The organism is Nocardioides sp. YIM B13467, assembly GCF_042788075.1.
Lineage (GTDB): Bacteria > Actinomycetota > Actinomycetes > Propionibacteriales > Nocardioidaceae > Nocardioides.
The window spans coordinates 4,295,628-4,308,762 of the sequence record NZ_JBHZPJ010000046.1 but is presented as its reverse complement, the minus strand read 5'-3'; the positions used below and the strand labels follow the sequence as shown (position 1 = coordinate 4,308,762).

Sequence of the window (13,135 nt, the reverse complement as noted above, 5' to 3'; positions counted from 1 at the left end):
ATCAGTCCTGGTCCTCGGCGGGCCCCAGGCCCTTGGCCGAGTCGGGAAGCGGCGGGCGTACGCCGTCGGCGTCGTAGGCGTGGAGCTGGTCGATGCGGCGTACGTGCCGCTCGTCCTCGCTGAACGGCTCGGCCAGGAAGATCTCGACGAACTTCGTCATGTCCTCGAGGCTGTGCATCCGGCCACCCACCGCAACCACCTGGGCATTGTTGTGGTCACGGGCGAGCTTGGCGGTCTCCTCGCTCCACGCGAGCGCACAGCGGATGCCGGTCACCTTGTTGGCCGCCATCTGCTCACCGTTGCCCGACCCCCCGATCACGACCCCGAGGCTGTCCAGCCCCTGCTCCCGATCCCGGGCCACCCCCTCGGCCGCCCGGATGCAGAAGACCGGGTAGTCGTCGAGTGCGTCGTAGACGAACGGGCCATGGTCGACAGGCTCGTAGCCGAGCTCCGTCAGACGGTTGATCAGGTGGGACTTCAGTTCGAGACCGGCGTGGTCACAGCCGATGTGGACGCGCATGCCGCCCATCCTCTCTTACCGCTGCTGGATCTTCGGATTTGGTGGTTGGTGTTGCTTGTTGGGCTTGGATCTCGGGCCGGCCGCTCCTGGCGGCCGAGGCATGAGGGAGCGGTCGTACGGAGCACGCTCAGGTACGGCGGGCGAACCGGATCCGCCCGCTTGAGAGGCGCTCATAGCCGTAGTTGGGGTCGTGGCTCCGGCGATGATCACTCGGACACAACAAGACCATGTTGGCCAGGTCGGTTCGACCGCCTTCGGACCACGGTTTCAGGTGATGCGCTTCGGTCCACGCTGCCGGGGCATCACAGTCTTCGGCCTGGCAGCACCTATCTCGTAACCGCAAGGCTCGATGCTGGACCGGATACGCCAACCTCGCGGTCCTGCCGAGGTCGAGGATCTCGGAGTCGGTGCCCAACACGACCGGGACGAGGTCGGCGTTGCAGGCCATCCGGCGGGCCTCGGCGGCGGTGATCTGCTCGCCGTCGAACCCGAGGGCTGCGGTGCCGAGGTCCTTGCGGAGGTCTTCCACGCTCATGGTGATGAACACCGTGGTGCCGTGGCCACCGTGGCGGGGCAGTTGGTCGACGTCGTAGGTCTCGATGACGCGGGCGAACGCCTGACCCAGCAGCCGGGCGTAGGGGGCTTTGCGGCCACGGTTCTCGGCCGAGAGCTTCCGCGGCTGAGCCAGCGAGTCCAGCAGGGTCCGGAGCCGCATCCCGACGGCGCGTGAGACGCGGGCGTGGATGTCGATGGTGCCGTCGCCGTTGTCGCGGGACTGGAAGAACGTACGCCGCTGGGCGTGCTCCTCCTCCCGCTGCAGCGCCTTGGCTTCTGCGGCTTCGAACCGTTCAGGGTCGATCTCGGCCAGGATCCGTTTGCCGACGATCTTCAACTCGTTCGCCGTCAACCGGGTGGCGTAGTCGACCAGCAGCTTCTCGGCCAAGACCAGGTCTTCAGCGCTGGCGGCAGGATCGGTCTCGATGGCGTCGAGGGCTTGGGTGATCACCCGGGCCTTGTCCTGGGACACGACACCATCGGCCAGTCCAGCGGCCACGAGGTCGTACTTCGCCATACCGCTCGCGAGCTTGATCTGCGAGCGAGCGACTGCTCTGTCGACCAAGAGCTCGGTCCGCATCCATCCGGAGGCGTCTTTGGCGCCGGTCTCTTCGGCGATGTCGCCGGCGGACGCCAGCACCCGGAGTTTCAGTGCCGCTTGTTGGGCCTGGAGCTTCTCCAACCGCTCCAAGAGGTCCTTCTTCTGTCCCGTGCGCCAATAGGCAGGGTCGGTCGCGAGGAGTTCTTGGAGGGCGGTCTCGATGGCCGTCAGGGCAGCGTCGATCGCACCGCCGGGGTTGGTGCCCCAGTGGTCGATCGAGCGGCCGAGAGTCATCGCGCCGTCCCTTCAGACGGGTGTTGTGATGGGTCTGATTCTACTACTTTCAACCCCTGCCTAACACCTATTTTCCCTGGTCAAATGCCGTTTTGCGGTGAGCGAACGACCTCGCATCTGTGGATGGTAAGTGGCCCGAAGGGCCGCCTCCCGCCCCATCAACACCACCCGTCCCAAGCAAGATCTCTCCGCGCCACTCCCCGGCCGCCGCCCCGATAGCCAGCCAGATCTTTCTCGACGGGCCCCGGTGTCAAGGACCGCGAAGCGGCCGGCGAAGCCGGCGGCCGAAGGCCGTCCTTTACTCCGGGGCCCGTCGAGAAGACCCTCAAAGAAAGGGTCGGCGGCCAACCCCAACCCCGAAAAGCAGTCCGCGAAAGACGGACGGACCGATAGATTCCCCCACCGTGGACCACTGGACGACGATGGACGAGATCCTCGCGGCAAGATCAAGGTTCGAGTCAGCGATCGACGGCTGGACGCCCCCGAACGCCCACGGCGTGGGCCTCCGCCCATCGACAGCAGCCGGCCACGGGACAGAACACTTTCCCCTGGTCAACGCCTACGGCCACCGCCTCCCGGCTGTGGTGATCGCAACAGTCGTCGGTCACAAGCGCGGAACCGCGGCGTACCGGCTGTCCCGAGAGGAGCTCGAGCGGGCGATCGAGCTGATCTCGCCCGCGGAGGCGTACGTCGAGTACGACCATCCCAACGTACGGAGCTGGCGCGACAGGATCCTGCCGGCGCTGACCGAGGACCCCCAGGCCGAGGTGGTGGCGGTCTTCATCGGCGACGAGCCGGAGGAGTCCCCTGATCCGGCGATCGACGCCTTCCGGGCGGCGTTCCCGGACCGGGCCGTCGCGATCGCGGCCGCGACGGCGGGGGCGGCTGTGGTCAGGGGGATGTACGGCACCGACCTGACCCACTTCGACAAGTCCCCGACTAGCCAAAAAGACATGCACAGAGCGACCGAGGCGGACATCGCCTCGGAGAAGGCGATCCGGGAGACGATCGCGACGTATCGACCCGAGGACGCCTTCGAGGGCGAGGAGACCGGGCGCAGCGGCGACAGCGAGCGGAGATGGCTGGTCGACCCGCTCTGCGGGACCCTCAACTACGCCGCCCAGACCCCGCTCGCCGCCGTGAACGTCGCGCTCGTGACACCCGATGGTGTCGAGGCGGCGGTCTCGGCGGATCCGATCAGCGAAGAGATCTTCTGGACCGACGCCACCTCCGCCTGGTTGCGCCAGGGCGGCGGCGACACCGTCCTGACACCGAGCCCGCGCACCCGGCTCGTCGACATCCAGTGCGACGGTCCGCTCAACCGGCCGTTCGTCGGCGGGCAGCTCGTCGCCGACCCGCGCCTGCGAGCCCAGTTCGGCCCGCGCGTGATGTCCTCCACCCTCGCGGTCGCCTGGGTCGCGGCCGGGCGGCGGGCGGCGTACGTCACCGACGGCCACCTCGAGGGAAGCGTCCACTTCACCGCCGGCATCGCGCTGTGCCAGGCCGCCGGCTGCGTCGTCACCGACCTGAACGGCGACCCGATCCACACCGGCCGCGGGATGATCGCCGCGGCAGACGCGGCCACCCACCAGCTACTGCTGGACCTGGTCCGTCCGCACCTGGAGGCGGCGGACCCGGACCGGACGAGCCCAGCCTGAGCCGAGTGGCTCAGCGCTGCATCAGTGCGTCCATCGCGACCGCGAGCGCAGCGGCGACCCGGAAGTCGACGCGCGGGTCGTGGACGGTGACCGTGTACTTGTCGCGGAAGGCGAAGCGGCGCTCGATCGAGATCAGCGGCTGACCCTCGGAGGACACGTAGTCGAAGTGGATCGGGAGGAAGTCGAGCTCGGTGAAGCGGCGCAGGATGGCGATCACCTGGTTGCGCTCCTGACCGGTGCCGGCGTAGCCGGGGCCCTCGACCTGGAAGGTCGAGCGCAGCAGGCTCTTGCCGAAGTCCTTGCGGAAGAAGCCCAGCGCCGCACCGCTCGGGTCGGTGACGTCGTAACCGGCGTTGAGGTCCATCACCGCACGCGCCTTGAACGCGAAGACGGCCTGCGACTTCGACTCGTCGGCGTAGAACGTCACCTGCTCCTTGAACGCCAGCCGCTTCTGCTGCGCGAAGGCGAGCACCTGCCCCTCCGAGCCGTCGGCGTTGGCGGCCTGGGCGACGTACTTGTTGGCGAAGGGCGTCACCTTCTGGCGAAGGTAGAAGCGGGGCACGTGGTACGGCTGCTGCGTCATGGGCGCAACCTATCGGTCGTCAGCGACGGCGCGCGACGAGATATGCCTGCGGCGTCCGCTCCCAGTCCTCGGCGGAGCGCACCACGGTCGCGGTGACCTCGAAACCCGCCTCCTCGAGCAGTGCGCTGGTCGCCTCGACCGGGAGCCGGTAGCCGTCGAAGGTGACGTCGTGGCCATAGGCGCCGATGTGGCGTACGTGCTCGTCCCCGACCTGGAACGCGGTCACGAACCGGCCGCCATGGCGGGTGACCCGGGCGAGCTCGGCGATGACGTCGGGCCGGCGCGCGGGCGGCGTATGGATGAGGGAGTACCAGGCGAGCACCCCGGCGAGCTCACCGTCGCGGAGCGGGAGGCGAGCCATGTCGCCGACCTCGAACCGGAGCGCCGGATGCCGTTCCTTGGCCTGCGCGATCATGCCCGTCGACAGGTCGACCCCGAAGACGTCGATCCCTCTCTCGGCCAGATAGGCCGTCACCCGCCCGGGCCCGCAGCCGATGTCGCCGACCAGCCCACCACCGTCCTTGCGTACGTAGCTGACGAACGTGTCGAGGACACCCGCATCGAAGGAGGTCTCGGTGATCGTCGGGTCGACGATCTCGGCGTACGCCTTGGAGACGGTGTCGTAGGCAGCCCGGACCTCGGTGACGTCGTAGGGCTCCGTCACGGGCGTCCCCGCACGAAGGCAGCGGTCATCGCCATCACCGACTCCGCCGCGGGGAAGGTCTGGCCGTGGCGCCAGAAACCGTGGATCTGGCCGACGGCACGGAAGGCGACCACCTCGACGCCGAGATCTGCCAGGCGCAGCGCGAAGTCCTCGTTCTCGTCGGTGAGGATGTCGCCCTCCGCGCTGACGATCAGCGTGGGCGGCAGGCCGCGAAGCTCCTCGTCAGAGGCGAGATAGGGGCCGAGGTCGGGGTTGCGGAGATCGGCCTCGGTCGAGGCGTACTGCTTCCAGTACCACGCCGCCTCCTCGTTCCAGCCGTCCTCCATCGCGTAGCCCGGGGTGCTCATCGACGGGTCGAGGAACGGGTAGACGAGCACCATCGCGCCGAAGACGCCCGGGTTGCGCAGCGCCGCGACGAGGGCGAGGTTGCCGCCGGCGCTGTCGCCGTGGACGTACGCCGGCAACGTGCTCAGCAGCGGGTCGTTGCCCAGCCACTTGACGACCGTGTCGACGTCGTCGGGAGCCGCGGGATAGGGGTGCTCCGGAGGCCTGCGGTAGTCGACCGACAGCACCCGCAACCCACTCCGGTTGGCCAGCTGGCGGCACGCGGCGTCGTGGACCTCGACGTCGTTGAAGACGAAGCCACCGCCGTGGAGGTGGACGATCACACCCTCGCGTACGTCCTCGGGGGTGTAGAGCCGGCACGGAACTCCGTCGGCGTCGATCCCGGTGACCTCCGCGACCCCCTCCTTCGCCTCGGCCGCGGCCAGCTTGCGGGCCTGGTCCCGCTGGGCGGCGACGTCGACCTCCCACACCGGCGGCGAGGCCTCCTCGGCAGCGATGGCACGGCGGGCGGCAGGGAAGAGTCGAACCATGTCAGAAGATTCCCACACGAGTGGCGGTGGTGCATGCTGATGCGCATGACAGTGGCGGGGGTCATGGGGACCTCGATCTACATCATCGACCTGCTGGTCAAGGTCATCGCGCTCGGAGTCGTGCCGAAGAACCGGCGTCCGAGCAGTGCGATGGCGTGGCTGCTGGCCATCTTCTTCATCCCGGGAATCGGCCTGATCGGTTACCTGCTGCTCGGTCAGACCCGGCTCGACCGGCGGCGTCACGAGCGGCAGCGGGCGCTCAACGAGGAGGTGCTGAGCTACGTACGCGGCCTGCCGAGGACACCGCACCAGAAGACGATCTCCGAGGTCGACGCGGCCACGATCGAGCTGAACGAGCGGCTCGGTTCGCTGCCCGCCAGGGCGGGGAACCGGATCGATCTGATCGACGACTACGCCGCCTCCATCGAGGCGATGACGGCCGCGGTGGACGAGGCCGAGACGTACGTGCACGCGCAGTTCTACATCACCGCCTGCGACCACATGACCGAGCCGTTCTTCGACGCCCTCGACCGGGCCGCGGCGCGTGGGGTGAGCGTCCGGCTCCTCCTCGACCACCTGGGCTCGCGCGGCATCCCGCTCTGGCGACAGCTCGTCAAGCGGCTCGACGCCTCCGACATCGACTGGCACCCACTGCTGCCGATCGACCCCCTCCGCGGCCAGATCCGCCGCCCCGACCTGCGCAACCACCGCAAGCTCCTGGTGGTCGACGGCAGGGTCGCGTTCACGGGCTCCCAGAACCTCATCGAGCCCGGCTACAACAAGCCCAGGAACCACCGGGCCGGCCGGGAGTGGGTCGAGCTGAACGCCCGGATCGAGGGTCCGCTGGTGACCGCGCTGAACGTCGTTTTCGCCAGCGACTGGGACACCGAGACCGGCGAGCTGCTGCGGTCCGAGCTGGCCGCCACTGCGCTGCCCGCCGGCGACGTGACCGGCCAGATCGTGCCCAGCGGGCCCGGTGTCGACGCCGAGAACAACCTGCGCGCGTTCACCCATCTCATGTACGCCGCCAAGAAGCGGATCTCGATCACCAGCCCCTACTTCGTGCCCGACGAGTCGCTCCTCTACGCGGTCACCACCGCCGCCCGCCGCGGCATCGAGGTCGAGCTCTTCGTCAGCGAGGGCAAGGACCAGTTCATGGTCTACCACGCCCAGCGCTCCTACTACGAGGCGCTGCTCGAGGCCGGTGTCCGCATCTACCTCTACCCCAAGCCCGCCGTCCTCCACTCCAAGCACTTCAGCATCGACGACGAGGTCGCCGTGCTCGGCTCGAGCAACATGGACATGCGCTCCTTCGCCCTCAACTACGAGATCTCGCTGATGCTCTTCGACGGCGAACCGGTGGCTCAGCTGCGGAAGGTCGAGGACAGCTACCGGGCCATCTCGCGTGAGCTGCTGCTCGAGGAGTGGCTCGCGCGGCCGAAGGTCGCGGCGTACGTCGACAACGTGCTGCGCCTGACCGCCGCTCTTCAATGAGGTCGATGCACACACCAGTCCGGGGAGACGTACGCTCCGAACCCATGCCCGTGAGCACCCGAATCCTGGCCCTGTTGACCATCCTCTGCGCGGTGACCGTCGGCTGCGGCTCGGCGGAGACCGCCGATGATTCCGCATCGCCCACCACCAGCGCGAGCACGCCGCCCACCTCGCCCGCCGCCGGGAACGACTCGTCCCCCTCCTGCGAGGCAACGGGACGCTACGCCGACTACTCCGATGCGGCCGTCGCCGACGAGTGCTACACCGACACGATCCTCTTCTTCCACGCGCCCTGGTGCCCCGAGTGCCGCGGGTTCGAGGAGGCGATCAAGAGCGGCGCGGTGCCTGACGGGGCACAGATCCTGAAGGTCGACTACGACTCCGCGACCGACCTGCGCAAGCAGCACGGGGTGACGATCCAGTCGACCTTCGTACGCGTCGACCCCGCCGGCAAGACGGTCGAGCTCTGGTCCGGCTACGGCCAGGACAAGTCGGTCGACGCCATTCTCGAGAACACCCAGTGACGCTGCTGCTCGCGTCGTTCCTCGCCGGCGCGCTCTCGGTGCTCGCACCGTGCGTGGTGGCGTTCGTGCCGGCCATATTCTCCCGTGGGTACGGCCTCTCCCGCGGGACCGGCGAGCGTCGGCCGTGGGTGGCGGTGGCCGCGCTCGGCGTCTCCGTCATCGTGTTCAGCGTCCTGCTCAAGTCGACGACCCTCTTGATCGACGTCCCGCCACGGTTCTGGAGCGTCGTCTCGGGTGTGATCGTGGCGCTCTTCGGTGTGGTGATGATCTGGCCTCGGCTGTGGGACGCGGTGGCGTTCCGGCTCGGGATCGGATCGCGCGCCCAGGAGCGTATGGCCCGGGCGAGCACCCGTCGCGGGTTCGGCGGCGACATCCTCCTGGGCGCGAGCATGGGGCCGGTCTTCAGCGCCTGCAGCCCGACGTACGCCTTGATCGTGGCCGCCATCCTCCCTGCCGAGCCGCTGCGCGAGCTCGGCTACCTGCTCGCGTACGTCGCGGGCCTGACGCTCCTGCTGGCCGCGGTCATGGCGGGTGGGCGGGCGCTGATCGCCCGGCTCAGGTGGGCGATCGACCCCGAGGGCGCCTTCCACAAGGTGCTCGGCGTCGTCCTCGTGCTCATCGGCGTCGCGATCGCGACCGGGCTGGACAAGGCCCTGCTCACCCTGCTCGTGGAGCAGGGGCTCTTCGACTGGCAGATCGGTCTGGAGGGTCGGCTCAGCACGGATCAGTGAGCCCGCCTGTGGCCGACGAGAACGACCGGCCGCGCAGGAGCGGAACCACCGACGAGCCGTCCACCTCGGAGGCCACGACCACATCGTCGGCGTAGCCCTTCGCCGCAAGCTCGCGCCCGCCGGCGCAGGCATGGAGCGCGTCCGGAAGATCGGCCGCATGGAACGCGTCGCGCGCCATCGCGGCCTCGGGCGAGAGGTCGCTCGGGTCGAGTGCGGCCAGGACCGCGCCGGCACCCCAGAGGTCCTCGACCGCGGGGCGGAGCGTGCCGTCCGGCCAGCGCTCCCCCGACGCGATGAACGCGACGATGGCGCCCTCGGCACAGCGAGGAGCCAGCCACTCGGCGACCGCGGTGCGGTTGCGGAGCGAGGCACCGACGACCGTGGCACCGCTCTCGGCGAGCAGGCTGCTGATCGTCGAGCCGTTCGGCGAGGGCAGCACGAGCCGCCGAAGGCCCTCGGACTCCCGCAGCGACGCGGGTGAGAGCGAGGGCCGGCCGGGCACCGCGTCCTGGCGCTGCACCGCGAGAACGGCGTCGTGCTCGCGTGCGTACGCCTCCGCCCGGTCGTCCCGCCACGCGAACGGGAACACCTCGGTCCCGCGCTCGACGGCGACCGTCAGCGTCGTGGTGAACGAGAGCACGTCCACCACGACGGCGATGTCCACCGGCCCGACCGCCTCGGCGCCTACCGGCCCCCACTCGAGCCGGAACCGGTAGGCGTGCTGACGGTGCTGCGCGTCGAAGATGGTCACGCGCCGAGGCTAGTGACCTCTAGCCGAGTGCGGCGGCGATCTGCGGGGAGATCTCGCGCAGGGCGCGACCGCGGTGGGAGATGGCGTCCTTCTCCTCGATCGACAGCTCGGCGGACGTACGTCCGTCCGCGGTGTCGACCGCGACGAACAGGACGTCGTAGCCGAAGCCGCCGTCACCGCGGACCTCGCGGATGATCCGGCCGTCCATGCGGCCCTCGACGACGATCTCGCCACCGTCCCAGACGAAGGCGATCGCGCAGGCGAAGTGAGCGCCGCGGCGCTCGTCGGGGACGTCGGAGAGCTGTGCGAGCAGCAGCTCGTTGTTGCGAGAGTCCGACTTGGGCGGACCGCCCCAGCGCGCCGAGAGCACACCGGGCATCCCGTTGAGCGCGTCGACGCAGAGACCCGAGTCGTCCGCGACGGTCGGCAGCCCGGTGGCCTTGAAACCGGCCCTGGCCTTGATCAGCGCATTGCCCTCGAAGTCAGGCGCGTCCTCGACCGGCTCGTCGTAGTGGGCGACGTCGTCGAGGCCGACGACCGAGACCCCGGACACCAGCGGCGAGAGGATCCGGAACATCTCCTCCAGCTTCTTGGCGTTGCGCGAGGCGACGTGGATCTTCGGCTCAGCCGGCAAGTGCGGCCTCCTGCAGCTTGGTCAGGTCGGCGCAGCCCTTCTCGCCCAGCGCCAGCAGGGCGTCGAGCTCGGCGCGGTCGAAGGCGACGCCCTCGGCGGTGCCCTGCACCTCGACGAACTTGCCCTCGCCGGTCATCACGATGTTCATGTCGGTCTCGGCGCGCACGTCCTCCTCGTAGGGGAGGTCAAGGCGCGGCACACCGTCGATGATCCCGACCGAGATCGCCGCGACGGAGCCGGTCAGCGCCTTCTGCACGCCCAGCGAGGCCACCGCGTCGGACAGCGCGACGTAGGCGCCGGTGATGGCTGCCGTACGCGTCCCGCCGTCGGCCTGCAGCACGTCGCAGTCGATGTTGATCGTGTTCTCGCCCAGGGCCTTGTAGTCGATCACGGCGCGCAGCGAGCGCCCGATGAGGCGCGAGATCTCGTGCGTACGTCCGCCGATCTTGCCCTTCACCGACTCGCGCGAGGAGCGCTCGTGGGTGGCGGCGGGGAGCATGGCGTACTCCGCCGTCACCCAGCCCAGCCCGGAGCCCTTGCGCCAGCGCGGCACGCCCTCGGAGGCCGATGCGGCGCACAGGACGCGGGTCTTGCCGAACTCGATGAGGACGGAACCGGCCGCGTGGTCGAGCCAGTTGCGGGTGATCTTGATGGGGCGCAGCTCGTCGTCGGCGCGCCCGTCAGCTCGTGTGGTCACGGGACCACCCTATGCAACGGTCTCCCGTGCCCACGCCCGGCGTACGACCCACGGCCCCAGATCGCGCGCCCGGCGCCCCATCCACGGCACGCCCTCGCCGGCCATCCAGGCCAGATCCTGCCGCCAGCTCGTCGGCAGCCCGCCGCCCGGCTCCAGCGACGGCGGCTCGAAGGTGAAGCCGTACGTCACCAGCTGCTCACCGAACGCACGCGCCATCCGCCGGTGGCCGAGCTCGGAGGGATGCAGCCGGTCGGCGGCCCAGAACCTCCGCTCCTGCAGGTCGGGAACCGCACCCAGGTCCAGCCTCAGCCCACCGTAGGTGGCATGGACCTCGTCCCAGATCTCGTTGAGATCGTCCGTACGCCGCTGGATCGACCGCTTCATCCAGCCCGGCATCGGCCACATCACCGAGTGGTCGTGGAAGCGCGCCGTCATCAGCAGCGCACCCTGGCCCGCGAGCGCGTCGGCGCAGGTCATCAGGTCGTTGCGGAGACGCTCGGTGTCCCAGCCGGACCGCATCACGTCGTTGACCCCGACGATCAGCGAGGCCACGTCAGGCCGGTGCGCGACCGCGTCGGCGAGCTGCTGCTCGACCACCACGGTCGACGTCGCCCCGATCACCGCGGTGTTGCAGAAGGAGATGTCGTACGTCTGTCCCAGAGCCTCGGCGAGAAGCCGGGCCCATCCTCGCCAACCCGTGGTGACCGGGTCGCCGAGCCCAACGGTGGCGCTGTCGCCCAGCGCCGCGTAACGCAGGTAGGTGCCCACGGCTCACAACGGTGACGGGGGTGGGTGCCGAAGCACCCACCCCCGCGTGTCGTGTCGCGAACGGTCCGATGAACTACTTCACCTCGGACTTGAGCACCCGGTAGGCACCCAGCACGACCGGGACGACCACCCACAGGAAGATGCTGCAGATGAGTGCGAGCACCTGCTGGGTGCCGGGGTCGGGGAGCTGCGTCCCGTCCGGCATCATGCCGCCGGCCCCCATGAACGGCGACATCGCGTAGCCCATGTCGATGAACGGGATCACGTCGGCGGCCCAGTCGAAGATGAAGAACAGCGTCGACCACACCATCAGCGGCAGGATCAGCTGGTCGACGTAGACGACCACGATCGAGAACGGTGTGCTGAGCAGGCACATCGCGATGCCGAAGGCGCTCACGAAGTAGAGCAGCTGCTGCGCGATCGTCCAGGCCAGGATCTCGCCGTCGATCGTCCAGCTCGCGTCGTAGCCACCGACGGCGGCAGCGAGTGCGTTGCCGACGATGCCGCACAGCAGCGCGACCGCGATCAGCGCGATCGCGAGCGCGACGACGGCGACCAGCTTGGCCGCCATCACCCGCAGCCTGCTCGGCTCGAGGCTGAAGGTCACCATGTTGGTGCGCTGGCCCCACTCCTGGGTGACGATCATGATCGCCAGCACCGGGGTGAGCAGCGAGAGCGGGATCGTCAGGATCGAGGACCAGGCTGAGAGCCCGAGCGAGAAGGTCTCGTTGAGCGCGGCCACCAGGACCACGATGCCCATGACCAGCAGCAGCATGCCGGCCGAGATGATCAGCAGGGCGCGTCCGGCCCGGGTGTCGGTCATCTTGCGCCACTCGACCAGCAGCAGCCGGCCGAACGGCACCTTGGTCACTGCCGGGAGCGGGGTGGAGGGCGCTACGGATACGGCGCTCATGCGGAGACTCCTTCGGCGTGGATCTGGGTGGTGCTCTCGCGCTGGGTCTCGGCGGTGAGCTGCAGGAAGATGTCCTCGAGGCCGGCGCCGCCGTCACGCAGGTCGGTGAGCACGACGTTGGCCTCCAGGGCGGCCTTGCCCACCTCTGCCGGTGCGGCGGAGACGCGCATGCCGGTGCCGATCGGCTCGACGCTGTAGCCCTTGGCCTTGAGCGCCACGGTGAGCGCCTCGTTGTCCAGGGAGGTGACCAGCGCCTGACCGGCGGTGCCCTGACCGGCGAGGATGGCGTCCTTGGTGCCCTCGGCCACGATGCGGCCGTTGCCGATGAGGATCAGCTCGTCGGCGATCTGCTCGACCTCGTGCAGCAGGTGGGAGGAGAGCAGGACGGTGCCGCCCCGGTCGGCGTACTCCTTCAGCAGGCCACGCATCCAGCGGATACCCGCCGGGTCCAGGCCGTTGGCCGGCTCGTCCAGGATCAGCACCTTGGGGTCACCGATCAGCGCGTGCGCGATGCCGAGGCGCTGCTTCATTCCCAGCGAGTAGTTCTTGATCCGGCGCTTCGCCTCAGACGGCGTCAGCGAGACCAGTTCGAGCATCTCGTCTACGCGTGACTTGGGCAGGCCCATCGTCATCGCGGCGAGCGTGAGCACCTCGCGGCCGGTGCGGCCGTCGTGCTGGGCGCTGGCGTCGAGCAGCACGCCGACGTGGCGGCCGGGGTTGGGGAGGTCGGCATAGAGGCTGCCGTTGATCGTTGCCCGACCCTTGGTGGGGTTGGTCAGTCCGACCATGATGCGCATGGAGGTCGACTTGCCCGCGCCGTTCGGGCCGAGGAAGCCGGTGACTTTGCCGGCCTCGGCGGTGAACGACACGTCGTCGACCGCGGTGAAGGTCCCATAGACCCTCGTCAGTCCTTCGACTTTGATCATGACGTAC

15 protein-coding genes are annotated in these 13,135 nt (G+C 69.2%); 4 read left to right on the top strand and 11 right to left on the bottom strand.

Features of this window, described 5'->3' with window-relative positions; translation table 11 throughout:
* Window position 1: 1 nt before the first annotated feature.
* Window positions 2-520, bottom strand: a complete 519-nt coding sequence (locus ACFX43_RS27870; RefSeq protein WP_350716267.1) for a ribose-5-phosphate isomerase — start codon at window positions 518-520, stop codon at window positions 2-4.
* Window positions 521-647: 127 nt separating this feature from the next.
* A complete protein-coding gene (locus tag ACFX43_RS27865; protein ID WP_378839704.1) occupies window positions 648-1,910 on the bottom strand; it encodes a DUF222 domain-containing protein in 1,263 nt (420 codons plus the stop codon).
* 404 nt (window positions 1,911-2,314) lie between these two features.
* Here ACFX43_RS27865 and ACFX43_RS27860 point away from each other — a divergent pair, with 404 nt between their 5' ends.
* A complete protein-coding gene (locus tag ACFX43_RS27860; RefSeq protein ID WP_378839699.1) occupies window positions 2,315-3,568 on the top strand; it encodes an inositol monophosphatase family protein in 1,254 nt (417 codons plus the stop codon).
* A 10-nt stretch (window positions 3,569-3,578) separates the two neighbouring features.
* Here the strand turns inward: ACFX43_RS27860 and ACFX43_RS27855 are convergent, their stop codons facing one another.
* Genes ACFX43_RS27855 through ACFX43_RS27845 form a run of 3 tightly spaced genes read right to left on the bottom strand, consistent with a single transcriptional unit; the run spans window position 3,579 to window position 5,690 of the window.
* A complete protein-coding gene (locus tag ACFX43_RS27855) occupies window positions 3,579-4,151 on the bottom strand; it encodes a hypothetical protein (protein ID WP_378839696.1) in 573 nt (190 codons plus the stop codon).
* A 19-nt stretch (window positions 4,152-4,170) separates the two neighbouring features.
* Complete coding sequence (locus ACFX43_RS27850; protein ID WP_378839693.1) at window positions 4,171-4,815, bottom strand: methyltransferase domain-containing protein; 645 nt, start codon at window positions 4,813-4,815, stop codon at window positions 4,171-4,173.
* Window positions 4,812-5,690: an alpha/beta hydrolase gene (locus tag ACFX43_RS27845; RefSeq protein ID WP_378839689.1), complete on the bottom strand. Its 879-nt coding sequence runs from the start codon at window positions 5,688-5,690 to the stop codon at window positions 4,812-4,814. The genes ACFX43_RS27850 and ACFX43_RS27845 overlap by 4 nt, the downstream gene beginning before the upstream one ends.
* A gap of 45 nt (window positions 5,691-5,735) precedes the next feature.
* Here ACFX43_RS27845 and cls point away from each other — a divergent pair, with 45 nt between their 5' ends.
* The 3 genes from cls to ACFX43_RS27830 are packed head-to-tail and all read left to right on the top strand — an operon-like array spanning window position 5,736 to window position 8,439.
* Window positions 5,736-7,184 (top strand): cardiolipin synthase, encoded by a 1,449-nt coding sequence (cls, locus tag ACFX43_RS27840; RefSeq protein ID WP_378839684.1) that lies wholly within the window; start codon window positions 5,736-5,738, stop codon window positions 7,182-7,184.
* Between the two features lie 44 nt (window positions 7,185-7,228).
* Complete coding sequence (locus ACFX43_RS27835) at window positions 7,229-7,708, top strand: thioredoxin domain-containing protein (protein ID WP_378839679.1); 480 nt, start codon at window positions 7,229-7,231, stop codon at window positions 7,706-7,708.
* A complete protein-coding gene (locus ACFX43_RS27830) occupies window positions 7,705-8,439 on the top strand; it encodes a cytochrome c biogenesis CcdA family protein (protein WP_378839674.1) in 735 nt (244 codons plus the stop codon). Before ACFX43_RS27835 ends, ACFX43_RS27830 begins: the two co-directional genes overlap by 4 nt.
* On the opposite strand, the gene ACFX43_RS27825 is transcribed toward ACFX43_RS27830, so the two are convergent.
* The 6 genes from ACFX43_RS27825 to ACFX43_RS27800 form a co-directional block, all read right to left on the bottom strand.
* The gene (locus ACFX43_RS27825) at window positions 8,423-9,190 is read right to left on the bottom strand and encodes a 2-phosphosulfolactate phosphatase (protein ID WP_378839669.1); all 768 of its coding nucleotides are present in this window, start codon (window positions 9,188-9,190) and stop codon (window positions 8,423-8,425) included. The two genes, ACFX43_RS27830 and ACFX43_RS27825, sit on opposite strands and share 17 nt — an antisense overlap.
* 19 nt (window positions 9,191-9,209) lie before the next feature.
* Window positions 9,210-9,824, bottom strand: a complete 615-nt coding sequence (rdgB, locus tag ACFX43_RS27820) for an RdgB/HAM1 family non-canonical purine NTP pyrophosphatase (protein WP_378839666.1) — start codon at window positions 9,822-9,824, stop codon at window positions 9,210-9,212.
* Window positions 9,814-10,521: a ribonuclease PH gene (gene rph / locus ACFX43_RS27815; RefSeq protein ID WP_378839662.1), complete on the bottom strand. Its 708-nt coding sequence runs from the start codon at window positions 10,519-10,521 to the stop codon at window positions 9,814-9,816. Before rph ends, rdgB begins: the two co-directional genes overlap by 11 nt.
* Window positions 10,522-10,530: 9 nt before the next feature.
* Complete coding sequence (locus ACFX43_RS27810; RefSeq protein ID WP_378839657.1) at window positions 10,531-11,289, bottom strand: SGNH/GDSL hydrolase family protein; 759 nt, start codon at window positions 11,287-11,289, stop codon at window positions 10,531-10,533.
* 73 nt (window positions 11,290-11,362) lie between these two features.
* Window positions 11,363-12,202 (bottom strand): hypothetical protein, encoded by an 840-nt coding sequence (locus ACFX43_RS27805; protein WP_378839652.1) that lies wholly within the window; start codon window positions 12,200-12,202, stop codon window positions 11,363-11,365.
* Window positions 12,199-13,128, bottom strand: coding sequence for an ABC transporter ATP-binding protein (locus tag ACFX43_RS27800; RefSeq protein WP_378839649.1), 930 nt, complete (start codon window positions 13,126-13,128; stop codon window positions 12,199-12,201). The genes ACFX43_RS27805 and ACFX43_RS27800 overlap by 4 nt, the downstream gene beginning before the upstream one ends.
* Window positions 13,129-13,135: the final 7 nt, after the last annotated feature.